18 protein-coding genes are annotated in these 24,270 nt (G+C 63.3%); 14 read left to right on the forward strand and 4 right to left on the reverse strand.

Annotation, left to right across the window (positions count from 1 at the left end; all coding sequences use genetic code 11):
- Positions 1–312: 312 nt before the first annotated feature.
- The 6 genes from fliD to KA354_02430 all read left to right on the forward strand — a co-directional run bounded on the left by fliD (position 313) and on the right by KA354_02430 (position 8,591).
- A complete protein-coding gene (gene fliD, locus KA354_02405) occupies positions 313–3,411 on the forward strand; it encodes a flagellar filament capping protein FliD (protein MBP7933477.1) in 3,099 nt (1,032 codons plus the stop codon).
- Between the two features lie 166 nt (positions 3,412–3,577).
- Positions 3,578–4,075 (forward strand): flagellar export chaperone FliS, encoded by a 498-nt coding sequence (gene fliS / locus KA354_02410; protein MBP7933478.1) that lies wholly within the window; start codon positions 3,578–3,580, stop codon positions 4,073–4,075.
- Between the two features lie 67 nt (positions 4,076–4,142).
- Positions 4,143–5,537: a hypothetical protein gene (locus tag KA354_02415; GenBank protein ID MBP7933479.1), complete on the forward strand. Its 1,395-nt coding sequence runs from the start codon at positions 4,143–4,145 to the stop codon at positions 5,535–5,537.
- 79 nt (positions 5,538–5,616) lie between these two features.
- Positions 5,617–6,831 carry an aminotransferase class I/II-fold pyridoxal phosphate-dependent enzyme gene (locus KA354_02420; GenBank protein ID MBP7933480.1) on the forward strand — a complete coding sequence of 405 codons (1,215 nt, stop codon included), beginning with the start codon at positions 5,617–5,619 and terminating at the stop codon, positions 6,829–6,831.
- A gap of 116 nt (positions 6,832–6,947) precedes the next feature.
- Positions 6,948–7,568, forward strand: coding sequence for an imidazole glycerol phosphate synthase subunit HisH (gene hisH / locus KA354_02425; protein ID MBP7933481.1), 621 nt, complete (start codon positions 6,948–6,950; stop codon positions 7,566–7,568).
- A 75-nt stretch (positions 7,569–7,643) separates the two neighbouring features.
- Positions 7,644–8,591 (forward strand): calcium/sodium antiporter, encoded by a 948-nt coding sequence (locus tag KA354_02430; GenBank protein MBP7933482.1) that lies wholly within the window; start codon positions 7,644–7,646, stop codon positions 8,589–8,591.
- A 6-nt stretch (positions 8,592–8,597) separates the two neighbouring features.
- Here the strand turns inward: KA354_02430 and KA354_02435 are convergent, their stop codons facing one another.
- Positions 8,598–10,496 carry a hypothetical protein gene (locus KA354_02435; GenBank protein MBP7933483.1) on the reverse strand — a complete coding sequence of 633 codons (1,899 nt, stop codon included), beginning with the start codon at positions 10,494–10,496 and terminating at the stop codon, positions 8,598–8,600.
- A 658-nt stretch (positions 10,497–11,154) separates the two neighbouring features.
- Here KA354_02435 and KA354_02440 point away from each other — a divergent pair.
- The 8 genes from KA354_02440 to KA354_02475 all read left to right on the forward strand — a co-directional run bounded on the left by KA354_02440 (position 11,155) and on the right by KA354_02475 (position 21,929).
- Positions 11,155–11,790 carry a PEP-CTERM sorting domain-containing protein gene (locus KA354_02440; protein MBP7933484.1) on the forward strand — a complete coding sequence of 212 codons (636 nt, stop codon included), beginning with the start codon at positions 11,155–11,157 and terminating at the stop codon, positions 11,788–11,790.
- A gap of 225 nt (positions 11,791–12,015) precedes the next feature.
- Complete coding sequence (locus KA354_02445) at positions 12,016–13,116, forward strand: hypothetical protein (protein ID MBP7933485.1); 1,101 nt, start codon at positions 12,016–12,018, stop codon at positions 13,114–13,116.
- Positions 13,117–13,142: 26 nt separating this feature from the next.
- Positions 13,143–14,231: a hypothetical protein gene (locus tag KA354_02450; protein ID MBP7933486.1), complete on the forward strand. Its 1,089-nt coding sequence runs from the start codon at positions 13,143–13,145 to the stop codon at positions 14,229–14,231.
- Positions 14,232–14,521: 290 nt separating this feature from the next.
- Positions 14,522–16,216: a hypothetical protein gene (locus KA354_02455; protein ID MBP7933487.1), complete on the forward strand. Its 1,695-nt coding sequence runs from the start codon at positions 14,522–14,524 to the stop codon at positions 16,214–16,216.
- 191 nt (positions 16,217–16,407) lie between these two features.
- Complete coding sequence (locus tag KA354_02460) at positions 16,408–17,496, forward strand: prepilin-type N-terminal cleavage/methylation domain-containing protein (protein MBP7933488.1); 1,089 nt, start codon at positions 16,408–16,410, stop codon at positions 17,494–17,496.
- Between the two features lie 343 nt (positions 17,497–17,839).
- Positions 17,840–18,208: a type II secretion system protein gene (locus KA354_02465; GenBank protein ID MBP7933489.1), complete on the forward strand. Its 369-nt coding sequence runs from the start codon at positions 17,840–17,842 to the stop codon at positions 18,206–18,208.
- A gap of 30 nt (positions 18,209–18,238) precedes the next feature.
- Entirely contained in the window at positions 18,239–20,530 is a 2,292-nt protein-coding gene (locus KA354_02470) for a phosphodiester glycosidase family protein (protein ID MBP7933490.1), read from the forward strand.
- A gap of 73 nt (positions 20,531–20,603) precedes the next feature.
- Positions 20,604–21,929 carry a hypothetical protein gene (locus tag KA354_02475; GenBank protein ID MBP7933491.1) on the forward strand — a complete coding sequence of 442 codons (1,326 nt, stop codon included), beginning with the start codon at positions 20,604–20,606 and terminating at the stop codon, positions 21,927–21,929.
- A gap of 53 nt (positions 21,930–21,982) precedes the next feature.
- On the opposite strand, the gene KA354_02480 is transcribed toward KA354_02475, so the two are convergent.
- The 3 genes from KA354_02480 to KA354_02490 are packed head-to-tail and all read right to left on the reverse strand — an operon-like array spanning position 21,983 to position 23,957.
- Positions 21,983–22,546, reverse strand: a complete 564-nt coding sequence (locus KA354_02480; GenBank protein ID MBP7933492.1) for a hypothetical protein — start codon at positions 22,544–22,546, stop codon at positions 21,983–21,985.
- Positions 22,543–23,295: a polyphosphate polymerase domain-containing protein gene (locus KA354_02485; protein ID MBP7933493.1), complete on the reverse strand. Its 753-nt coding sequence runs from the start codon at positions 23,293–23,295 to the stop codon at positions 22,543–22,545. Before KA354_02485 ends, KA354_02480 begins: the two co-directional genes overlap by 4 nt.
- On the reverse strand, positions 23,295–23,957 hold the full coding sequence (locus KA354_02490) for a hypothetical protein (GenBank protein MBP7933494.1): 663 nt from the start codon (positions 23,955–23,957) through the stop codon (positions 23,295–23,297). Before KA354_02490 ends, KA354_02485 begins: the two co-directional genes overlap by 1 nt.
- Positions 23,958–24,270: the final 313 nt, after the last annotated feature.

Here is a 24,270-nt window from a genome sequence, read left to right on the forward strand (position 1 = left end):
TGCCGCCGGATGAACGTCATCCAACAACGAGGGGAGACCCTGGAGCCCGGTCGGCTTGGCCTGAGCGTAATCCAAGCCCGACGTCATTTCGTCTTGGCCGGTTGGCCAGGATCACCAGGAGGGCGTGTTGGGACGATGCCGAGGGGGGGGCAGGGCAAGCGTCCGATAATATCGCGACCTCAATGCAACCACGAAACCGAGGTGCGTTCGTGACGCCGGCAGGAGGATACATGGAGCCCGATATGACGAAGGGCCGATGAATAGGGGATGCGGACCCTGCGCGCCCGGGGGTCCAGCGAGGAGTAGCTGCCTATGGGAACCATCTCATCAAGCACCGGACTGGTGTCCGGTCTTGACATTCAGAGTCTGGTCGAGAGCCTGATGGCGATCGAGTCTCGCCCCCTGACGCTGCTGAAAGCGAGGATTGCCACCGCCCAGACGCAGCAAGCCGCCTACCAAACGCTCGGCAGCACGCTCAAGGCGGCCAAGAGCCCGATTCAGAATCTGTCTCGCGTGTCCACGTTCACGGTGCGGAAAGCGACGAGCAGCAACGAGGATGTGCTGACCGCCAGCGCGACCAACGGCACCTCCCTGGCCAACTACTCCTTTACCGTGCGGGCCCTGGCGGCCACCAACCAGCTCGTATCCACCGGGTTTCACGATCGTGACACAACAGCGGTCGGGGCCGGAACCCTGATTCTCGAGAGCAGCAACGCACGCGTCTCTCCGAACACAACCCTGGCAATGCTCAACGGCGGCGACGGCGTGAGTCGTGGGAAGATCCGCATCACCGACCGCTCGGGCCACACCACGGACGTCGACCTGAGGACTGCCACGACGGTCGAGGACGTGCTCGATGCGATCAATTCCCAGAGCGACGCCAATGTGCGTGTCACGGTGGAAGGCGATCATTTCGTGCTCACCGATCTGAGCGGGGGAACGACTTCCGATCTGCGCGTCGCGGACCTGAGCAACGGTCACACGGCGGCGGATCTGGGCATCGCCACTTCGTCATCGACGGGTCAGATCGTCGGCCAAGACGTGGTCAACCTGGCGGAATCCACGCGCCTGGCGCGGCTCAACGACGGCACCGGCGTCCGCTACAGCTCAAACCTCGTGTCCGACATGCGTTTCACTTTGGCGGACGGGAGTACCTTCGACGTCGATCTGGCCGACTCGATCAGCGAAGACACACAGCTCGCTCACCTGAACGACGGCGAAGGCGTGCGTCTGGGCGCGATCAGGATCACGAATCGCAGGGGTGAATCGGCGGAGGTTGACCTAACCGACGCTCAGACCGTGGGTGACGTCAAGGACGCCATCGCCGCCGCCGACATCGACGTCGCGGTCACCATCTCCGGTGCCAAGCTGGTCGTCAGCGACTCGACTTCCAGCACGAGCTCAAACCTGATCATCAAGGACATCTCCGGCCACGCCGCTGCCGACCTGGGCATTACCAGGGATGCCTCGGACTCCACTTTCATCGGCTCCACCATCTACCGTATGGATACCATGGGGGCCGTGATCCGGGCCATTGAGAATGCCGATGGCAACAACGGCAAGCTGAGCGTTTCGATCAGCGGCAATGCCATGGTGCTCACCGACCACACCACCGGTCTGGAGACCGCAAGGGTCGAGGCCTTGAACGGCTCACTGGCCGCCCGCGATCTCGGCCTCCTCGGGGACTTCGATGGCACGGGTACACGCCAGTCGCGAGATTTGATCGCCGGACTTAACACCGTCCTGCTGTCCTCCCTTCACGGTGGCAGGGGCATCACGCCCGGCGTCATCGCCTTCACCCGGCGCGACGGTTCCACTTTCAGTCTGGACTTCTCGGAGGCCCAGACACTGGCCGACGTGATGAAGGTCATCAACGATGACGGGCGGCTATCGGCCCGTGTCGACGATGGAGGTACCCGTCTGCAACTCACCGATTCCACCGAGGGATCGGCTTCGTTCAGCGCCGCCGGCGAGATGGCCGAGGACCTGGGACTCACCCACAACGGTTCCAGCACTCTGCTGAGCGAGGACCTGCAGCTCCAGTACATCTCGGAAAACACCGTCCTTGCCGAACTGAACGCAGGCAAAGGGGTGGCGGCCGGAACGATCCGGATTACCGCGACTGACGGCCGGACCGCCACGTTGGCGGTCAACTCGGCGACCCACAAGACCGTGGGTGACCTGCTCAAGGGGATCAACGCCCTCAATCTCGGCATCGAAGCCAGGATCAACGCGAACGGCGACGGCATCGAACTCGTGGACACCAATGGGGGCACCAAGGTGCTGACCGTCGCCCAGGAGGGTACGGGCACCACCGCCGCCAACCTGGGCATCCTGGGCACCGGCGATTCGTCCGGCGTGCTGACCGGTTCATTCTCCCAGACCATCAAGGTGGGAGCGGCGGACACCCTCGACAATCTGGTCGCCAAGATCAACGCGGCCGGAGTCGGGGTGACGGCCAGCGTGATCAATGACGGCACGAACGAGAAGCCCTGCCGGCTGGTGCTCACCTCGAACGCCAGCGGTGAAGCCGGACGCATGCTGTTTGGAGGAACCCTGACCGACTTGGGCCTGCAGACCATGACCGAGGGGCGGAATGCCTTGGTCGTCGTCGGCAGCCTCGACTCTTCCAGTTCCGTGGTCGTCTCCAGCGCCACCAACACCGTGGCCAACGTGGTGTCCGGCCTAACCTTGAACCTCACCGGCACCAGCGAGACGGCGGTTCAGGTCGCGGTCACATCTGACGCCGACTCCATTGTTGACCATGTCAAGAGCTTCGTGGAGTCGTTCAACAGCACTCTAGACCTGATCGACGCGCACACCAAGTTCGTCCTGAACGAGAGCGACGCCGACGAGAGCACGAGAGGGGTGTTGTTCGGCGAATCCGCAGTTCTTCAGATCCAGAACACCCTCTATCGCGAGCTGCGCACCCAACTCGCCGAGGCCGGCCTGAGCCTGAGGTCGCTGGCCGATGTCGGCCTAACCGTGGCCAGCGACGACCTCGAGAATCCGGCGCCACGACTTCAATTCGACGAGGACAAGTTCCGCGAAGTGCTCGCGGATAAGCCGGAAGAGGTAAGGAGGCTGTTCACCCTGGTCAAGACCGACGCCAACAACAAGCTGGAGTACGTCGGCATCGCGGCCAGACTGAATCAGGTGCTTGACGACATGACCAACAGCTCGGACGGCCTGACCACGGTGCAGTACAATCGCATCGAGGATCGTCTGGAGCTCTACAGCGACCGGGCGGAGGACATGCAGACGCTGCTGGACAGGAAGGAAGCCCGTCTCTACGCCCAGTTCGAGGCGATGGAGAAGGCCCTCTCCGACCTCCAAGCCCAGCAGACGGCCTTGTCTTCCATGGTCAATCTCCTGTCGTCGTCGAGCAGCCGTTCATCCTCCAGTTCCTGATCCATCATGACAATGGCGACAGGACACCGTTTCAGGGCTTTCCGGGAGCGGCTGTCGGCCCCGGGCCGATCGCAGCCCCGGCCTGTGCCGCACGGGGTCCTGGCGGAAGGCCGAGACGGGAATGTGGTCAACCCGACCCCTCGGGTAACCGATAACAACAGCGTCCATGGAAAACGTGTCCAACGAGTACCTTCAGAACGCCGTGATGACCGCCTCGCCGGAGCAGCTTCACCTCATGCTCTACGACGGGGCGATTCGCTTCACGCGTCAGGCGATTGAGGCCACCCGAGCCAAGGATTGGGAGAAGGCCTTCACCGCATTCACCCGGACGCAAAGGATCATCCTGGAGATGAATGCGGCCCTGAACTACAACATTGACGCGGATCTGTGCAAGCGGACCGCCGGCCTGTACAATTTCATCTACCGGAAGCTGGTCGAATCCAGCGTCCAGCGCGATGCTGCCATCGCCGAGGAGGTTCTCCATCTGCTGGAATACCAGCGGGAGACCTGGGTCATGCTCATCGACAGGCTCCGGCAGGAACGGTCAGGCGAGACCCCGGCGGCTACTCCCGGGCAAGCGGTCCACACGCCGCCGCCACGGGCACCCGAGGGTTTCTCTTCCGAGGACGGCGCGCTCTATGGTTCGCTCAGCGTCCAGGGTTAGCCTTCGGCCCGACCCCGTCGTTCCCCCGGCATATGCTCCGGCCTACGATCAACCGAGGAGGTCGTCCATGCCCACGCTCCGCGTTTCGTGCAAGATCCGTCAGACGGTTCCCATCCGCGTATGCCTCCGACACGGTGTCTGCCTCGCCTGCGTCGCCCTCGGCGCAGCGGCCACCCTGGTTCAGGCCCAGCCTCAGCCTCTGTTTCCGACCGCATCCTCCGCTCCGGCAGGCAGCCCGCCAACCTCGCCCGCCGACCAAGACAAGGAACTCGCGAAGGTCAAGGAGGTGCTCGAGAATGCCAGGCGAGGCCGCAAGGACGACCTGCCCGCGACACGCCAGTTTCTCCTGGACTTCGTTGCCCGATATCCGGACAACCCGGATGGGCTGCAGTTGCTGGCCACGGCATACGAGCTCTCTCCCGCCCCCGCCGACGCCCAAAACGGTATGACCTCCGAGGATTTCGCACCGCTCGCCAAGCAGGTCTGGCTCAAGGTCGCAACCGTCGTCTCCAGGACCGCAAAGACGCCGGCCGATTGCCAGATGGCCGAGAGCATCTGTCTGGGAATCCTTCGCGGAGGGCCCGATCGATGGCCCGTCCATCTTGACCTGGCGAGACTGTACGCCAGGACGCTGCGGCGATCACAGGCGATCGACCACTACTTGGCCTATTTCAAGAACTGCAGGAATGCCACGCCGGTCCACGTGGACACGCACGCACGTCTCGAACTCGCCCAGCTTTATCTGGCCCCTCCCGCTCCTCCCCCTCTCCCGCCCAGAACGGACCGCTGGCGGCTGGCGGTGGAGGCCCTGAATGACGCCCGGAAGGACGATCCGGTCAGCGCCGAGATCGATGCCTGCCTCGCCTGGGCCTACCAGAGCGGTGCCGCGGCGGCGGGCGAGGAAGTTGTCTCCAACCGGCCGGACTACCGGAAATCGGAAGTGGAACGAAGGCGACTCCTCACCGAAGCGGTCAATGCCATCAATGAAGCCCTGCGGAAGGAACCGCGGAACCACGAGTACCTCCTGGCCAAGGTCGGCATCTTGGGTGCCCGTAATCTGAACGACGACCAGAACAAGGATCTCGACGAGGCCGTGGGCGCTGCCAGCCTGGCCGCCCGTCTCACCGCCGAGGCTCTGGAGCAGAGCCCCGGCAACAGCATCCTCCTGGCCCAGCTGAGCCGATGCTACGACTCGTTCGGCTCCACCTTGATGGCAAAGATTCGGACCAACAAAGAGGACGCCCTGGCACTCGGCCGCCTGATGCAGGTGGCCCGCCGACACGTCGACGTCGAGCGCGAGGCGAGCCTCCGCCGCCTTCTGGGGCAAACCGACGCCCTGGCCAGCGACCAGGCCCGGAACGATCCCGCCGTGAAAGCCCTGCGAGACGAAATCGAGAAGACTCTTCAGGAAGGCCAAGCCGGCGCCGCCGACCTGCCGGTGGCGACCCGTCCGGGCTCCTGAGTCGAAGGAGAGACATGCCCGTCCGCTCCCCGGCACACGGCCTTTCGGGCCGCCGGAAGCGAGCATATAATGCCTTCCCATGTCCGAATCGAAGATCAGCACTTCCGAACGCATCAAGCGGTTGCCGCCCTACCTGTTCGCGCGGATCAATGCCCTCAAGCACCGCAAGCGGCAGGACGGCATCGACATTATCGACCTGGGCATGGGCAATCCGACCGACCCGACACCCCAGCCCATCGTGGACAAGCTTTGCGAGGCCGTGCGCGACCCGCGGAACCATCGCTACAGCGTGTCCCGCGGGGTCCTCAATCTGCGCCGCGACGTCGCCCGCCACTATCGCGAGCACTACGGCGTCGAGCTCGATCCCGAGCAGGAGGTCATTGCCTGCATCGGCAGCAAGGAAGGCATCAGCCACCTGCTGCTGGCCATGCTCGGACCGGGTGACACCGCGGTTGTCGGCGATCCGGCCTTTCCCATCCATGTCTACGGCGTGGCTTTGGCCGGGGCCAACGTCATTTCCGTCCAGCTGGGCAACGATGACGCCTTTCTGGAGCGGATTCGGTACGTGGTCGCCCATTTGTTCCCCAAGCCCAAGGTCATCATCCTGAACTACCCGCACAACCCGACGGCCATGACCGTGAACCTCGACTTCTTCGAGAAGGTCGTCGGCCTGGCCAACGAGCATGGCGTAGCCGTCATCCACGACTTCGCCTACGGGCAGACCTGCTTCGACGGCTACAAGGCCCCGAGTTTTCTCGCCGCCCGGGGAGCCAAGGAGATCGGCGTCGAGTTCACCACGATGAGCAAGCCGTACAACATGGCCGGGTGGCGCATCGGCTTCTGCGCCGGCAATGCCACCATGGTCAACGCGCTGGGCACGATCAAGGGCTACTACGACTACGGCATCTTCCAGCCGGTGCAGATCGCCTCGATCATCGCCATGCGGCACTGCCAGGAAGACGTGGCCAGGCAGCAGGCGATCTACCAGGAGCGCCGGGACGTGGTTGTGTCCGGCTGCCGCAAGCTCGGTTGGGAGGCCGAGGTCCCTCGAGCCAGCATGTTTGTCTGGGCCCGGGTCAAGGACGAGCATCTCGCCAGCCAATCGAGCATCGATTTCGTGATGCGGATGCTGGAGGAGGCCGAGGTGGCCCTGGCACCCGGGCGAGCGTTCGGCGAGAACGGTGAAGGCTACGTCCGCATCGCCCTGGTCGAGAACGAGCAGCGTCTTCGCCAGGCCATGCGCCAGCTGGATCGAGCCCTCAACAAGAAGGCCATGGTCGGAGCAGGGGATTGAACGGAACCGGACCCCAGCCATCGGCACGGCGGCCCCCCTGTCCCGACTTCCACGAAAGCCGCGGCAGGTTCGGCCCTCCCACCGATCGCTGAAGGTTGACCGCCGAAAGCTACGCCATGATCTCGATCATCGACTACGGCATGGGCAATCTGCGAAGCGTCCAGAAGGCCTTCGAACACGTGGGGGCTCACGCCGAAATCGTCACCGCGGCGGAGCAGATCCGCAAGGCCGACAAGGTCGTCCTCCCGGGCGTCGGCGCGTTCCGCGACGCCATCGCCCATCTCCACAACCAAGGGTTGACCGAGGCCGTCGTCGAGGCCGCCAGATCCGGCCGGCCATTCCTGGGCATCTGCCTCGGCCTGCAAATGCTCTTCGACGTCAGCCACGAGGACGGCGAGTACCGGGGCCTGGGGATTATCCCGGGCCGGGTGTTGCGCTTTGACTTCTCCGATCTGCCCGGCGGCCGCGAGCTCAAGATCCCTCACATGGGCTGGAACCGCCTCAGCTGGGAGCGACCCTGCCCGCTGATGACCGGCCTCGACAGCGGCACCTGGTTCTACTTTGTCCACTCCTACTACGTCCTTCCCGACGAGGGCGCGGTGTCGTTCGGCACCTGCGAGTATGGTCGGCCGTTCACCGCGATGATCTGGCGGGACAACCTCTTCGCCACCCAGTTCCACCCGGAGAAGAGCCAGGAGAAGGGCCTGCTCATGCTCAAGAACTTCGCGGCGCTGTGACAGGTCGATTGAATTGGCGCGGCAGAGCGGACACCGAGGCCCAGCGGTCCCCGGCCGCGACAACCGGGAGTACCCATGCCCTGCGACGCACTGATGGTTCTCGGTTCGCTGGTCTTGCTCTACCTTGGAGCCGCGGGGCTGGTGCGCGGCTCGGCTTCCCTTGCCCTGCGGCTTGGCCTGACACCGCTGGTCGTAGGGCTCACCGTGGTCGCCTACGGCACGAGCATGCCGGAGCTCGTGGTCAGCAGCAAGGCGGCGCTGGCCCATCAGGGAGACATTGCCGTTGGCAATGCCGTCGGCTCGAACATCCTCAACATAGGCGTCATCCTGGGGATGACCGCCCTCATCTGCCCGCTACGGGTCCAGTTCCAACTCGTCAGAGTGGATACGCCCGTCATGATTGGAGCATCTGTGCTGTTCCTGGCCATGTTCCGCGACGCTCACGTCAGCCGTCCGGAGGCCGCGGTGTTGTTCCTGGGCATTGTGGTCTACACCATCGCGAACATCCACCTCGGCCGCCAGCACGCCGCCGCCGAGATCCGGAATGCGTTCGACGCATCCATCCCGGGCCTGAGCCGACACTGGGCGTTAGATCTGTTCTTCATCCTGATCGGACTCCTCGTCCTGGTCGTCGGCTCGCGTCTGCTCGTCACCGGTTCGGTCAACCTCGCCCGGGCCTGGGGCGTCAGCGAAGCTGCCATCGGCCTGACGATCGTGGCCGCGGGCACCAGCATGCCGGAGCTCGCCACCTCAATCGTCGCCGCCTGGAAGAAACAGGCGGACATCGCCCTGGGCAACATTGTCGGATCGAACATCTACAACCTGCTCTGCATTCTTGGCGCCTCCGGCCTCCTGGCTCCGATCGACGCTGCCGGCATCAGCGCCTTCGACCTGGGTGTGATGCTGGGGACCTCGGCGATCCTGCTTCCGATCCTCTGGACCGGCTTCCGCCTGAGACGCTGGGAGGGTGCCTTGCTGCTGCTAATGTACTGCGGCTACGTCGCCGTTCTTTGGCCGAAGTAGGCCGCCTCACGGCCTGGCGGCGGCCCCGCCCTCAGCCGACACCAGCTCGAGCAGGGTGATCGAGTTGGCCTGGAGAATGCCGTCCCAGGTGAACGAGCCGTCAACGTGGCCGCTCCGGGTCATGGTCAGATCGGCCTGGTCGCGATCGTGCCAGACGTTGCTGTGGGTCGCGTCCACGGTCCACTCCTGCCAACGCGAGGACTTGATCGAAGCGGGCAAGCTGTCGATGCTCAATCGAACCGTGCGTCGCAGGGCATGGCGGAACCGGAAGTTGACCATGACCACGGCCAGGCGTGGCTTCTTCTCGTCCCAGGCCGCTACCGCGCAGATGTCCTCGTCGCCGCCGGCCACGGCCAGCCACCGCCCGCTCAGTTGATTGAAGATCCGGGCCATATGATAGGTCGGCTTGGTCACGTTATCCTTCATCAGCATGCTGTAGTCGCCGCGGAAACCCATGTCGTTCTGCTTGACGTAGAAGAAGCAGGGGCGATCGATGCCGTGCGGTAGAAACGCCCGGATGACCCCGTCGGCGCAGTAGGCCGCACCGATTTCGTGATCCTGCGGACGATCCGCCCACCAGGCTTCGTTCCACTCCGTCACCATGAAGTGCGTGACGCTCTTCTGGAACTCGGGAAAGTCGCTGAGATACCCGCGGAAGACCTCGGCTTCCTTGGCCATGACTTCGGCGGACTGGAAGTACTCATGCCAACTGACGAAATCGAGGGGGAGCTTCTGCTGCCGGCACCAGAGCATCAGGCCGCGGGCGAAACCCTTGCCGTGAACACAATGGCCGTGCTCCGGGCTGCTCTCCATCGGCCCGCTGGCCAAGGCCGGACCACCGATCTTGGCCTCGGCGTCGGCCCGGAGAACGCCGCGAGCGGAGGCCTGGTAGAGCTTGCAGTAGGCCTCGAACCGGCGGACCACCTCGCGGTCGCTCTGGTGTGTGCCCAGAGCCTCGTCGTAGAGCTTCTGGAAAGCCTCGCTGCCGGTGTCCTGCGGCCCGGGCTTCAACCAGCCGGTGTTCACCTCGTTCCACACCTCCCAGTAAGGCACACGCCGACCACGGTCCAGGCATCGTTTGGCCGCCAAGTAGCACAGTTCCTCCCACAACACATAGTCTCGCGGGGCGCTCTGTCGATCGGGATTGGGCACGGCGTCGAGCACTTCGGGCATATACGACACCGCCAGGATGGGGACCGTGCCGGCCTTGGCCATGAAGTCCACCCGCCGATCCAGGTCCGTCCACTCATGAACGAGCTTGCCATCAGGATCCTTCTTCAACGCATGGGTGAGCACGTTATCCATGCGGAACCACTTGAACCCGCCGTCCTTCAGCCGCGCGGCGGTGCTGTCCTCGTAGTCAGCGAGCCCCCCCCCCTGGCTGAGTCCGACGATGCCATCGGGGACCACGCCCGCCAGGTGAGCAGCGTCGATCCGCAGTCCCACCCGTCCCGTCGCCCGCTTGGGATCGATCAATGCCCAGTTGGCTTCATCGAAGTTGTCCCCCCCTTGGACCTTCTTGTAGACCTGCACGGCAAGGCTGACGCTCTGCCCGGGCACGGCCTTCTCACTCACCATCACCAGGGCAGGATGGTCGTTGTCGAACCGGCACCGCAGCGTGCCGTCGAGCCAGACCTCGCCCCCGTCACCCGCGGCGATCCGCAAACCGACCGGCTGACCGGCAGCGGGCCGGCCCTCGATCGTCTCGGGAATCCCCAGATCCGCGAACAGCCAGCAGAACCTGTCCGGGTGCGGCAGCTTGTCACCCGGCCTGATCGGTTTCAGATCCCCCCTACCATCGCCGGGCCGGCTCTCCCGCTCATCACTCGGCGGCCCCACCCGCCATTGAGCCTCAACTTCGGCAACCCCGATGAGAACCGAAACCAGTAGAATACGTCTGATCATGCTTAGTACCTCTCAGCGACGAGGAGACCCCGCACATCCGAAGGCGACTTGCATATGCGAACCCACACCCGGAGGCAAATTTGCAGCTGAGTCGGGCAACCGCGTACCGAACAGCACCACCGCCAAAACAGCATCCAGGATGCAACGGCGATCAGGCTTCGGCGACTGACGGCCCTCCGCCATTAACGCGTTTTACGGGTCGATCGCGCCAGTTCATGACCGTTCAATGCTAGCTTATGAATACATTATCTACACAATCACTTCGAGCGTGACCAAGGCCGGTCATTGGCCTGAAAATTGATTTGTTTTTATTTCACTTCTGTCTATCTCCGCTCGCGTCAAGGTTGGGATTGACATAAGGCCTATGCCTGATTAGCTTTAAGTACGCGGGCCAAAGTAGCTGGGACGTATCTGACAGCTTCTTGGCCGCAGAAGATGACGGCGACCGCAGTCGACGAACGGCGAGGCAAGGGTTCCGGCGTATGCCACACCCGGTCACCCAATACCCCAGTCGGAGGTGGGTTGTACCGGTTCGGCGGTCTTCCGCCCAGTTTTGTCCGCGCCGTCCAGAAAGAACCAATAAGCGAACAGCGGTCTCCGCCCCGTCGCGTGGCGGGGGATGGAGACCACAGACCTCGACATGAAACGGAGGAGCGAGATGAGGACCATCGTCTTTGCAGCGGCAGTCGTGGCTATCGCGGGAGCGTCGGCCATCGGCTTGCCCGGAACGGCCTGGCAGCCGATCGAGAGTTCGTTCAACGGCTATGCTGGTGAAACCTACCCGATGGAACCAGGGATTCCGTGGGACGGCATGTGGGGCACCAACCACCAGTATGTGGGCAGCGACGGCGCGAACACACGGGCTTGGCTGGCGACCGGCCCCGGCCCGCACACCCCTGAGAGCGCGGCCCAGAATGCCGGCGCCAACGGCACCTACATGTGGTTGAAGCAGGGAAGCACGCTGTACGCCAAATGGGATTTTGGCTGGGATATCACCCGGGCGTGGAGCGCCATTCGCCTGACCAGCGTGGACACCGGCACCTCCTGGATCCTGCCCATCGATCGTCTGGACGGCGACTTCACAGCCCTCCCGGGCGCCGGCTACAGCTTCACCACCGCCTATGAAGGCAGTGGGATCAATGGCACACGTCGGGTCTGGTGGAATTTCAACGCAGCAGACGTGCCCACGAACACCGCCTTGTACACCATCGAGGCCTATGGGGTAGTTCCCGAGCCCAGCAGCCTGCTGCTGCTCGCCCTGGGCGTTCTGTTCCTGCGACGCAAGGCCAACTGACGCTCTTCCCACGCATTCGGCAGCTTCACGACGATCGGCGGCAGAGCGGGGCATGATGTGATGGCCCTGCTCTGCCTCCTTCGCTGCAGACAATGATGAACGGATCGGCCCCGCCCGCACCTCAGGGTGCCCAATGCCAAGGGGCGGAGGCGTTCACTGGATCCCCTATTGGCCTGGCGGGCTTTCGGCGGTTCACCCTGGCGAGCCCGGAGAGGAGCAGAGACGATGACCCGACGACTAATCGCCTTAACTCTCGGCGCCGCGACGTTCCTTGCACCGTCGACTCAAGCTCAGACGTTCACCACGGTCTTCAGCGACACCTTTGACGGGGGTGTCTCGCGCTCAACGTGGCCCAAAGTCGAAGGCAAGATCAATGTCTTCCCCATGCAGTATCTGGAAGGCAGCTCCACCTCGGGCCACAAGGACCATACCGGAAACGGCGGCCAAGCGGCTACCGAGATCCCCAACAACCCTTTCCCCTATGCCGCCTATCACGAGTTCGAGGTCCTGCCGCAACTCGACATCCTCAAAGTCGGCGCCTGGATCTGGCAGGACGTCGAACGGCCGCTGTGTACCGCGGAAGCCTGGCCGGTACGGGGTATGGTCGGTCTCACCTCGCTGCCCGGCGAGGCCCTCGCTCTCCCGCCGGGACCGATGGGCCCCAACGTGGTCTATCCTTATGACGATTTCGCCTTCATCGGCGTGGAAATGCCGGTCTCCAACAACCCCGAGGATCCAATCCAGAAGTTCTATCGCTGGCGAACCAAGACCGACGGATGGAACCTGACCACCGTACCCCGCAAGGTGGACTTCGTCTGCCACGGCACTCAGACCTGGCGGCACGTCGAGATCGTGGTCCACCCTTACTCGGGCCAGGTCGGCGACATCGAGTTCTTCATCGATGGCCAGTTGGTCGGCCAAGGCCGTCGAGCCCCCGGCCCGGACGGCACCGGAGTCCCGCTCCGTCGCATCCAGCTCGGCTCCCGGTTTCCCGAAGAGGAGGACGCAACCAACGTTCGCCCGCCCTACAGCTATGAGTTCTTCTGGTTCGACGATGTCGAACTGAGCACCGCCTCGCCCTGCCACGAGCCCCGGGCCGACGTCGACGGAGATACCGATGTCGACCAGGTCGATTTCGGTCTGTTTCAGCGATGCTACACAGGACCCAGTCCCATCACTCCCTACGATCTGACCGCCTGCGGATGCCTGGATATCGATGCCGATTGGACCATCGGCGCGACCGACCTGGACTCGTTCTCGTCCTGCTACTCCGGCCCAACCCTGGGGGCTGACGCCAGCTGCGATGCGGGAACGCCGCTGCCCTAGCCTCGCGATGCCCGACGGAGGCGACCATGCTCTGTGCCACACTCCTGACCACGATCGCGGCCGCGGCGCTGCCTTCGGCCACGACCCAGCTTCCGTTCTACGAGAACTTCGAGCCAGTGAAGCTGGACGGCACGAGCTGGAGCTTCCTGACCGAGTGGCTCGCGTGCGATTCGCCGGCAAATCGAAAGACCACTTGTCCGGTGGATCCGATGCTCCCCAAGGGTTGGCCCAACCCCGCCCCAAACGATGCCCAGACCTGGGGACCTTACAAGTTTGAGACCTGGCCGGACAAGGACACCGGCGGTCGGGTCTTCTCCGGCCAACGTTCCGGCCGCCAGCCGATCTGGGACCCCATGTGGGCCGCGATCCTCCACGTATTCGATCCGCCGCTCGAACCCGGCCATCTGCGGGCCAAGACCCAGTTCTACGACCCGGCCGACATCCTGTGCGACTGCGATCCTTGGGGACCACCCTCCCGACCGAATTTCGACGACCACGGCTGGCTCATCCTGACCGAACCCAATCGCACCGAGTACTTCGTGCTTGCCGTGGACTCCAAGATCAGTTGGGAGTACTACTCCTGGGCGACGATGGCCGACGGCTGGCACCTCACGCCGGTTCCGCGGACCCAGGGCTGGCACCGGCTGGAGATCGTCGTCCATCCGTACTCGGGCGCGGTCGGCGATGTCGAGTTCCTGATCGACGGCATGGTCATCAGTCAGGGCCGGCGGATGCCCGGCCAGGGCGACGGCATCGACGTCACTTGGCTGCGTCTCGGGGGCGATCCCCGGCTGCTCACCGAGGGGTACCTGACCAACACCTTCGAGGAGTTTTGGTACGACGAGGTCGCTCTGACCTTCTGCCGAAACGAACCCCGGTTCGATGCCGATCGCGATGGCGACGTCGACCACGCCGACTTCGGCATCTTGCAGGCCTGCCTTTCCGGCCCGGCCAATGCATTCGTGGCCAACCCGCCCTTCAACGGCAGCGCCTGCCAATGCCTCGATGCCGACGGCGACCGGGACGCAGACGCCGACGATCTGGCGGTCTTCACCCGCTGCTACTCCGGCCCGGCCATTCCCGCCCTCCGAGGCTGCGACAACCCGGCGCCGTGATACCACGGCTTCTGTCGCCCCTCACCACCCGATACCACTACAGCTCCAGCCACAACTCGAGCAGTTAATCGTGTTAATGGGGAGCAACGCAACTTCAGTATTCATAAACACTTGCTAACCGATGACGTTGCTTCGTCTCCGCCGTGGTGTTAGAATGAAGATCAGGAATCGCAGAGCGTGTCACCATCGGCTCATGGAGGCTTGTGAATCCGTCGGTTGCTCCCGCCGTACCCGCGTAGGCCTGTGACGACGCCCCGGAAGACCGCCACCCTGCCCGAAGGAGGTTTGTGATGAGATCTCACTTGATTGTCTGTCTGCTTGCCACCCTGGCAGCCGCCGATTCCGCCAGCGCCCAGCGGGTCTGGTACCTGAAGCCAGACCGATTCGACGGCAACTGGCACAGTGAAGCCGCCGGCGGCTATGACGATGGCACGCCGATGTTCGACGGCCGCTACTGGTGGGGCCAGGGGTTCGATGGCGTCCGCCGGGCCTACTGGAAGTTCGACAACAACGACAATTGCCTGGGGCCGGAGATCCCCGACGAGCCAAACATCTACAAGATCGAGTACTTCGTGCCTTCCGCCCATGCCACGGCCTACTCTCCGCTGGAAGTCATCATGGACGGCTACGACCAGTGGAAGTATTGGGATCCCAATGTCCCGTGGAACGGCCAGTACGGCACCAACCGCCAGTGGATCCAGACCAACGAGAACAACCAGGGGCGGTGGATGGACACCGGCCCGGGACCACAGTGTCCCAACTGGGATGCGGGCCTGCCCTATCCCCGCTGCGGCGCCAGCGGTAACGGTGGCTTCGTTTGGCTCAAACGCGGGTCGGTGATGTACGTCATGTTCAACCACGCCTGGTACGATGACGCCAGCGAGGTGGGCGTTTCTGCCCTGCGGATCACGGAGATGAACCCTATCCAGACCGGGGTCTGTGGTCCGCCCGCGGCCGGGGGTCCGCTCGACTTGGGCTGCGTCGGCAACGCCGATGCCCTACTCGGCGTCGGCTCGGACACCACCTCCTCCGACGACAACGATCGTTTTGCCAACGGCGAGCGGAGCATGATCGCCAAGGACGATCACACCCTGGGGGCCGAGGGCTACGTCCGGCCATGCCAGGATCACCTCGACCCAAGTCTCCTGCCCACGCCGCTGACGCCCGGCTTGCCCCCGAATGGGGTATTCACCGTCCAGATCCCGGGCTCACCCCGGTTTCAGCTCCGCTATGATGGATGGAATTCCATCAAATGGGATGGTGGGGACACCTTGGCAGGTCCTTTCCGCCCCGAGAACGTCTTCGTGCTCAACCCGGATGGTCCGCGCGAGTTCCTGCCCGGCCCCTACGCTCAGATTCACCTTCTGACTGTGGGCAACGGAGACAACAACGGAGAACTAGTCGTCGAGGCGATCTACAACGATCAGACCGTCGATTCCCGGGCTTTCAAGCTGTACAACTGGTTCGGGACGGACGGGGACGATAATTCTCAGGCTGTAGGCGTGGGTGGCCGATTAAGGAGTAGTGGACCGGACGTGGTCGGCTTTCAGCGGGTTCGGCACAACGGGACGAACCAAAGCGGCGGCAACCATGACGGAGCGTTTCTCCTTTACCACGCGGCCCAGATCGATGCCCGGAAAACCCTGAGCCGGATCCGATTGCGGATTCAGGCGGACGAGCGGGGTTTGGGCGGTCGGATCGCCGTGGTGGGGGTGTCGCTGGACAAGAGTTCCTGCCACGCGCCGGTCTTTGACGCAGCCGGTTCGGGGACGGATGGTACCGAGCCGGACGGGGCGGTCGATCAGCGGGACTTTGGCGTCCTCCAGACCTGTCTTTACGGCACATCGCCGTTCGATTCCGGGGTATGTGCCTGTTTCGACGTGGTGGGGGACGGGGTCATCGACGGTTCCGACTTGGACCGGTTTTTGAAGTGCTGGACGGGACCGGCTCCGGCAGCCCCGGTGCCCGCGGACTGTGCGAAGTGAGGTAAGCCAGGCAAGTGTGATAGTTGTGATGTTCCCCCGGGGGCAGGGGAGAGCCAGACCTTCCTGGCTCGTTGACTGAGGATGCCAAGGCGTCGAATGTGACCGGTAACCTCTTGAAAGACGCGATGGAATCGGCTAGAGTCTAGTAGTCAGGATTAGCCCGTCGAGGAAGCCCTTACAAGGAGTATCACATGGCCCGCCGACCAGTGATCTGGTTACTGCTGCAACGTTGTCGTGCTCGGAAGTCTCCGCCCCTCGGATTTACCCTTATAGAGGTACTGGTGGTCGTCGCGATCATCGCCCTCCTGATCGCGATCCTGCTCCCGTCCCTCAAGATGGCCCGGGACCAGGCCCAGGCGGCGGTGTGCGGCAGTAACATGGGTCAGGCGGTCAAGGGAGCGATCCTGCATCTGACCGAGACCAACATGCGTAAGGAGCGGTGGAGCACCAACTATGGTTGGGCCACCTACTCGATGAGGGCGAATGGCGGGCAGTCGGATCTGTTTGTCTGCCCGGCGGACGCCAATCCTCGACCGACCGCCGCGGTCCTCGCCCGCGTCTGGGCGGGTTCCATCGATCGCGGGATCACTTCCGGCGATGCCATCTTCAACCACGTCTACAACGCAGGCGGTGGCGTATGGCAGACAGATGTCCAGGACTCGGTGGTGGGAGATGAGTTCGGCGGCGACGCCTTCAGCTTTACGGACATTGACCTGCTTATCGGCTACAACGTGAGTACTGCAAAGCAGAGGTTCGCCGCCGGCTATGTGGCCGAGAAGGAATCGGCCGACAATTTTGACGTGATGAGCTACAAGGGCGAACCCCTGTGGAAGATGGCCGGGGGCGGCAGCGGAAACCGCACCATCCCGATCATGTGGATGAGCCATTCGGCCAATGCCAGTTCGGGCCTCAGGAACGTCCGGGGCATCCCGGCGCTGATCGTTGAAGGCGGCAAGCCGGGTATCTTCCCGCAGCGTCTGTGGAAGAAGACCACTCCCGTCAGTGGGACGCCGGAGAGTCTGCCGGCCGCACTCCGGTTCCGCCACGGGGGCAAGAACAAGGACCCGCTCATGTCCGGTAAGGACTTCACCAAACGCGGCTCATCGCCTCCTCTGGACATGAAGTACGAGCCCGCCACCAAGATGAACGTTGGTTTCCTGGACGGTCATGTCCAGCGAATGACCGACGATCAGCTGATGGACAAGTCGAAGGCCGGGTATCCCGCCAGGGGACCGGTTTGGTACCCCGGACAGAGGTCGGACGAGGGGTTCTTTGACTGACCGACCCCACCGGGGGCAGCAACCGACGTCCGAAAACTAAGCCAGAAGTCCGTTGCAGCATAGCAGGAGGGGACAGGCATCCCTGACCGATTGAGTGGGGGGTAAGGGACTGACTATAATTGAATAGCCGAGAGCGGTTCTGCCCTGGATGGAGAGCACGCCCTTGCCGATGGAGGGGGAAGGTGCTCTCAACGGGCGGGGAAGCTCTCCACGGTGTTCTCCAGGCGGTTTCACGATGGCCTGAGTGGTTCTGACACCATCGCATCATCGTGTGTAACCGCGTGGCGACGTCGCAGCCGCGGATTGGCGGAGGCGATCCAGCCACGACCGAAAGGAGAGCCCTATGGGTGAGCCTCTCGTTCGATCCATGCGTCGACCTCCCCGCCACCCATCCGGCTTCAGGGGACTGGGCTTCACGCTAATCGAAGTCCTGGTCGTCGTGGCCATCATCGATCTGATGATCGGCTACAACGCCACCACCGCCAAGCAACGATTCAGCGACGGCTATGTAGCCGAGAAAGAAGCGGGCTGGCATTTCGATGTGCTCAGCTACAAGGGGGAGCTCCTGTGGCAGAACGCCGTGCCCGGTAGTGGCAACCGCGTTGTCCCCATCCTGTGGATGATCAAGGACGCCAACCCGCTCACGGCGCCTATTCCGAACGGACAGGTCTGGTTCGGCGGCCGGCGAGGCGGCGAAGCCTCGTTCGACTGAGGACACGAGTTCCTGACGAGGGGAATGGACATGCGGAGTATCGACGGGGGGATCGCACTCGTCTCGTGGTTGCTTGTGGCGTCGAGTCTGCCGGCGGAGGAGCTAGCCCCGGGAGTCACGTACACCGTCCACGCGGCTCCCGGGCCAACCACGGTCTATGTGGTCAAGATCGACCGGCTCCGGGCCGAATACAAGCTGCAACTCGGCTGGTCGCAAGGAAAACGCAACTATACGGCGAGAGAAACGGTCGATATCATCGCCAATCGCTATGATCAACCAGCTGGCGAGGACGTGATCTCAGCGGTCAATGCGTCCTATTTCGACGGGGTCACGGCCCCAAGGCTGATCGGCATCGGTCAGAGCGACGGCCAGATGCTGGATACACCCAGCTTCAACGCCGGCTACACCTACCACACGCTCATGGTCGGACCCGCTCGGCAGCCAACCATCCGCACCAACTTCGGTCACAGCCTCGGCACGCTGACTCTCCCTGATGGCCACACCATGCCGCTGACTCAATACAACTACTCCATGGGCGGCCCGCTGTACCCGGTCAACGGAATCGTCGCGTTCACCCCCGGATTTGACAGTTCGACGCGCAGCAGTTTCATCTCCCCTTCGATCGCCGTCGAAGTCGTCTTGAGTGAGGTGAGCTATCCCATGCGCGGCGACAAAGAGGTGGCCGGCATCGTTACCGCGATCAACCATCCGACGACAGGCAATGCGGCGATCCCGGCCGGGGGGATGGTCCTGTCCGCCTGGGGAAACGAAGAGACGAGGAAAGGCATCCTCGACCACGCCCGCATTGGTGACCGGCTCAAGATGCGATTCGCCAGCCAGGCCGAGGAGTACAACAACTCGGACAACGCGGTCACCGGTATCGGCTGGATCATTCACCAGGGAGCCGCGTACACTGCTGGCTGGCAGAACCTCGAATCGGGAGCCGCTCCGTACAGCCGCAATCCCCGCAGTGTCATGGCCTGGAATGACCACTTCTGGTTCCAGGTCGTCTGCGACGGCCGCGGTGTCGGCGGGAGCGTGGGTATGACCTTCCAGGAGATGGCCGATTTCCTCACCGGCACGCTCGCAGCGACCGAAGCGGTCAATTTCGACGGCGGCGGCTCGGCCACCCTGGTCGTCAACGGTCAAGTCAGGAACCGCCCTTCCGACGGCTCCCCCCGACCGGTCGCCAACGCCCTTCTGCTGGTCAATCGGGATACCACGACCGGGTTCCCGCTCTCCGACCCGTTCGCAAGCACCGGGCGTCTGAGCGGCTGGGACGACAAGTTCCGATACGCCGACGTGGTGGCCTTCTCACCGGCCGCCCCGGGCGGGGACGGCTACGTGCTCAGGGTGATGAACAGCGAGGGTGGCGTGGATACCTGCCGGCGAGGTGACTTCGGGGACACGGACTACAGTGTGCAGGCGGAGGTCTACTGCGAGTATCGACCGGACGTTACTGATGACGGTTACGAGCGTTACGGCTTGTTTGCCCGTGACTCGGGAACCGGGGCCTTCACGCTGTCCCACTACGGCGGCGGCAATGGCTACGCCCTGCTCTACGACTCCAACGACGGGCGAATTCGGGCGGGAAAGCTGGTCAACGGCACGCCCATCGACTTCTTGGCCACACCCGTCTACGAGCCTTCGACCGCATGGCGAACCTTCCGAATCGAGTGTCGGGGAGCGGCCATCAGGTACCTAGTGGACGGCCAACTGATCACCAGCGCGGCCGACACCGACTTCGCCCACGGGTGCTTCGGCATCGGCTACCAGGAATCCTTCGCCACTAACTCGAACATGCACGGCACGCGGGTGGACAACTTCACGGCCACCGACAATACCGGTCCGCTCCCGCCCGCGGCTGAGTTCACCGCCAGTCCGGCAGCGGGAGTTGTTCCTCTCCGTGTGCAGTTCACCGATTCTTCCTCCGGCGGCATGATCGACACATGGCTATGGGATTTCGGCGACCAGACCACCAGCAACTTGCGAAACCCGAGCCACGTGTATTCGACCGCGCGGACCTACACCATCTCGCTCACCGTGACCGGACCGGGCGGATCGAGCACGAAGACGAAGCACGCGTTCATCGACGCCCAGCCAAAACCGGGTGACCTCGACGCCGATGACGATGTGGACGGCGACGACTTTGCCCGGCTACAGCTCTGCCTGGCCGGCGCCGGTCATCCAGTGACCGACGTCACCTGCAAGGGTGCCGATCTCACGGGAGAGGGTGACGTGGACCGCAGTGACATCACCCGGTTCATCAAGTGCGTCAGTGGTGCCGGCATCCCCTCGGATCGCGACTGCCTGGGCAACTGAATTCCTGTGCCGCGACGGGGCCGGAGCGCCGCAACCGCTGGCACGGCTGGGTCGTCGTTGTATATTGGGCTCCGTGGCAAGCCTGACACTCCAGATCTGGGCCGCAGTGATCGGCCTGGCCCGGCTCGCAATCCTGGCCGGTATGCCCTCCGCGGCCACGGATCCCACCCCGGCGAACGGCGCTCGCGGCGTCGCCGCCGACGTCACGCTCCGATGGAAAGCCGGCGACGGCCAGAGACCTTATCGTGTGTACCTCGGCACCACCTCTCCGGGACTGCACCGCGGCATACAGACGGGCGCCGTCTTCCGGGCGAACCACCTGCTACCCGGGAGAACCTACTACTGGCGAGTCGATGAAGTCAACGGCGATGGACCGGCCAGGGGCGACGTCTGGCAATTCACAACTCGGTCCGCCTGCGTCGCAGGCGACATGGACGCCGATGGAACCGTGGACAACGACGACTTCGGGCGGTTTCAGGAATGCCTGGCCGGCGCGGGGGGGGCCATCCTCGACCAGGACTGCATCGCAGCCGACCTTGACGCGGACCGGGATGTGGACATCCGGGATATCGATGCGTTCGTGAAGAGCCTGAGGGGCCAGACGCGGCCGGGCCCCGTCCATGGCACCGGATCACACCTGACCACCGGCCTGATTCCGCCAAGACCCGCCGGGGCCATCACCGGGAGCGCCTTCGTGGCCGAGCTTCTGGATGCTCCGCTCGATCGACGGGAGGCTCGCATACGCGAGGAAATCACCTCCGGCAACATTCCCGACTTCCTGCGCGTGTTCGTTCCAGTGACGGCCACGGCGACCATTGACGGCCGGCCACACAGGATCAGCTACGAAGTTGCACCTGACTACCTGGCCATCGGTTCAGACACTGATTTCGTCCGCATGCCGATGACACCCCAGACCGCCCAGGCCATTGCCGACCGCTTCGAGTGTGTTCTGCCCACGCGCAAGATGGTCAACGACATCTACGCCCAGGCGGCGGCCAAGCTGGCTCCATCCCCGATCAGTCCAAGGACCATTGACATCACCCACATCGCCACGTTCTACCTTCACCATCTAGTGGTCGAGGGACGGCGCGCCGGCCAGCCGCCGGGCTTGCTGGTCGGAGGCGTCAAGAAGGACGTGGTCATGACGCCTCAACTGGCCGCCCGCCCTGGCAAGGTGGCCATCTATGGTTGGCACCAACTCGACGGGCAACCGATCCAACCACTCTTCTTGGGACACTCCCACCGCTGGGTTGATTACAGCCAGTGCATCCGATTGGTGCGGGGATACGTCACCGTGGACGGCAAAACCAAGGCGATGGCCGACGTGCTCGACACTTTAGGCTCGAGCGCACTGCTAAGCGACGAGGGCCCGATAGGGAATCCCCGGTACCCGGAGTGACAACCAACTGGTGCGTGCGATCCTGTGGATGGAGACCTTTCAAACGGAGCCGCCTACTTGCCTGGAGGCAGTTCCTTCTTCTCGGGCTCCTTGGACGGCTGGGGGGCGCTCTCGAACGCCTGCAGCACGGTGAGGTTCTCTTCCTCGGCGACCCGCTTGCCGCGCTGGCCGTAGTGCAGGAAGGCCATCACCATGATCAGGACAATGGTCCCACACCAAGCCACCAGCGGCTGTCCGAGTCCACAGGCCATGCCCATCAGCAGGCTGAACAGGAGCAGGGTCGTGTCCTTGGGATCAGGCACGATGGTCCGATAGCGAATGAGGCCGACCATGCCGCCCAGACCGAAGGCCCGAGCGAGGTTATCGCCGACGACCAGCCAGATGATCGCACCACCGAGCGCCAGCAGCGTGTGGGTGTCGGGCAGCGCCGCGTTCAGCCGTACACCGGTGAACGTCCGTCGATAGACCTGGCCGATAATCCAGCCGAGGAAGGCGGCGGAGACCAGTCGGATGAGCACGCTCTGGATACCGAGAGTGGTGTCGCCAGTGCCACTGATCTCCCCGAAGAGGCGATCCAACCAAGGGTTGGCGTTCAGTACTTGATCCATTGTGGTCATGCCCATTCCTGAGCTCCTGGTTTACGAATACCCAGCACATTTCCGATCGCCCAAGCATATTTCGACATGCGATGGGCGCGGTGCATCGTCACCTTGTCTCTCAACTGGTAGAACCACTCCGGGCGTTCGCCGGTGGACTTGATCTCGAGGATCAGGCCGGTGAAGTGACCCTCCGGTCGGCTGGCCGGCCCTCGCGCCCGCACGTCGCGATCCAGCGTAATCCGCAGTTCGTCGGTTGCCGTCCGCTGAAACGCGAGCCGCTCATACTGGATGCACACCACCGGTCGTAGAGCCTTGGACTCAATCAAGCGGGTGATGTGCTGATACGTGTTGAGCAACTTGGGATCACCGTTGCTCTTGAGGGTGGGCCAGATGTCGGCGCCCTCGTCCACCAGACGGGCCACGTCGCTGACGCGACTGCCGAACCGGCGCTTCGAGCCAATCCCCCGGTTCTTCATCTTGACTTCGACCCAGCAGTTCTCGCCAAAACGGCCCTGGTGACCGTACTCGCGAATACGGATTTTCCAGCGAACCATCAGGCCGACCAAGTAGTCCTGATAGCATCTGAGATCCGGCGTATCGAGATAGAGGGACCGGACGCTGGACCAGCCGGTCGGAGTATATGAGAAGATGGGGACATGCACGCGGAGCGCGTTGATAACGGGCCCCAGTTCAGACCGTGGCAGCCAATACTTGTGCTCGCTGCGCTTGGCAAAGGTCCCGGCGGTGCCGACAGGTGCAGTCTGCATCATTCATTGATGGGGTCAGGATCCCATGGTCCCACATCGGCGGGCTGCCAGACGACCGGCGAATTGCCAAAGGACTTCTTGGCCAATACCTTCTTGTGCATGTTTTCAATGTTGCCACCGGCAAAAACGATGTTCGTCTTGGTGTTGTGGCGGTAGTCCACATCGTCCATCGTCTGTCTCCATCGCCCCTTGAACGACAGGACATCTCCGCCTACATCGCCGTCAAAAAGCAGCACCGTGGTCAACGGACTCTTGAGCGTATCGAGTTTCCGGAACGGCGGCCTCAGGTAATAGGGACTCAACCAGTTCGTCTCAGCGAGCTTGCTGTTCATGCGATAGCCCTCGGAGCTGTTCGGGGCATCGCGGGCAACCGTAGGGCACAGCTTGACTCCCACATTTTTCTTGTCGGTCTTGAGGTACTTGTCCACCGCATCATACCAGCAGAGATAGTCTTTTCGTTCCTTGTATATCTCTGAAGGGAGGAGGTTCTCTTTCACGCGGTCCTCGAACGGCAGGAAACCGCCGTGAGCACTGGCATACATCAGCATGGCCTTCGAAAGCTCGGTGAAATTGGTCCGACAGAGGACGGAGCGGACGTTCTCACGACTGGTGGCTAGGCTGGGGATGATAATGCTGACCAAGAGCGTAATGATGGCGACCACGACCATGAGCTCGATCAGGGTGAAGGCCCGTCCTCCGGGACGGCGCGAGCTGAGAACCGACTGTGCCCGCCGAGGGGATACACGACTGGCTTCAAGGGAACGGATAGCCGAACCCACGAGACAACATGTGGTCACAATATCGGCCTCCCAGCGTCGGAATGACAAGAGGATCCCTCGCCCCGCGAGACGATGGCACATCACTCGATATTAACCCTTGATGAGGCTTAGGTCAAGAACGAGTGAGACGACTTCGTTACCCCAAAAGGCCCCGTCGGGGGATTCCCCAGCAGAACCGAGTCCGGTGTCGGCCGGC

The organism is Phycisphaerae bacterium (genome assembly GCA_018003015.1).
Lineage (GTDB): Bacteria > Planctomycetota > Phycisphaerae > UBA1845 > PWPN01 > JAGNEZ01.

Coding starts and splice junctions, on each gene's coding strand:
- fliD (MBP7933477.1), top strand. CDS start 313: ATGGGAACCATCTCATCAAGCACCGGACTGGTGTCCGGTCTTGACATT.
- fliS (MBP7933478.1), top strand. CDS start 3,578: ATGGAAAACGTGTCCAACGAGTACCTTCAGAACGCCGTGATGACCGCC.
- KA354_02415 (MBP7933479.1), top strand. CDS start 4,143: ATGCCCACGCTCCGCGTTTCGTGCAAGATCCGTCAGACGGTTCCCATC.
- KA354_02420 (MBP7933480.1), top strand. CDS start 5,617: ATGTCCGAATCGAAGATCAGCACTTCCGAACGCATCAAGCGGTTGCCG.
- hisH (MBP7933481.1), top strand. CDS start 6,948: ATGATCTCGATCATCGACTACGGCATGGGCAATCTGCGAAGCGTCCAG.
- KA354_02430 (MBP7933482.1), top strand. CDS start 7,644: ATGCCCTGCGACGCACTGATGGTTCTCGGTTCGCTGGTCTTGCTCTAC.
- KA354_02435 (MBP7933483.1), bottom strand. CDS start 10,496: ATGATCAGACGTATTCTACTGGTTTCGGTTCTCATCGGGGTTGCCGAA.
- KA354_02440 (MBP7933484.1), top strand. CDS start 11,155: ATGAGGACCATCGTCTTTGCAGCGGCAGTCGTGGCTATCGCGGGAGCG.
- KA354_02445 (MBP7933485.1), top strand. CDS start 12,016: ATGACCCGACGACTAATCGCCTTAACTCTCGGCGCCGCGACGTTCCTT.
- KA354_02450 (MBP7933486.1), top strand. CDS start 13,143: ATGCTCTGTGCCACACTCCTGACCACGATCGCGGCCGCGGCGCTGCCT.
- KA354_02455 (MBP7933487.1), top strand. CDS start 14,522: ATGAGATCTCACTTGATTGTCTGTCTGCTTGCCACCCTGGCAGCCGCC.
- KA354_02460 (MBP7933488.1), top strand. CDS start 16,408: ATGGCCCGCCGACCAGTGATCTGGTTACTGCTGCAACGTTGTCGTGCT.
- KA354_02465 (MBP7933489.1), top strand. CDS start 17,840: ATGGGTGAGCCTCTCGTTCGATCCATGCGTCGACCTCCCCGCCACCCA.
- KA354_02470 (MBP7933490.1), top strand. CDS start 18,239: ATGCGGAGTATCGACGGGGGGATCGCACTCGTCTCGTGGTTGCTTGTG.
- KA354_02480 (MBP7933492.1), bottom strand. CDS start 22,546: ATGACCACAATGGATCAAGTACTGAACGCCAACCCTTGGTTGGATCGC.
- KA354_02485 (MBP7933493.1), bottom strand. CDS start 23,295: ATGCAGACTGCACCTGTCGGCACCGCCGGGACCTTTGCCAAGCGCAGC.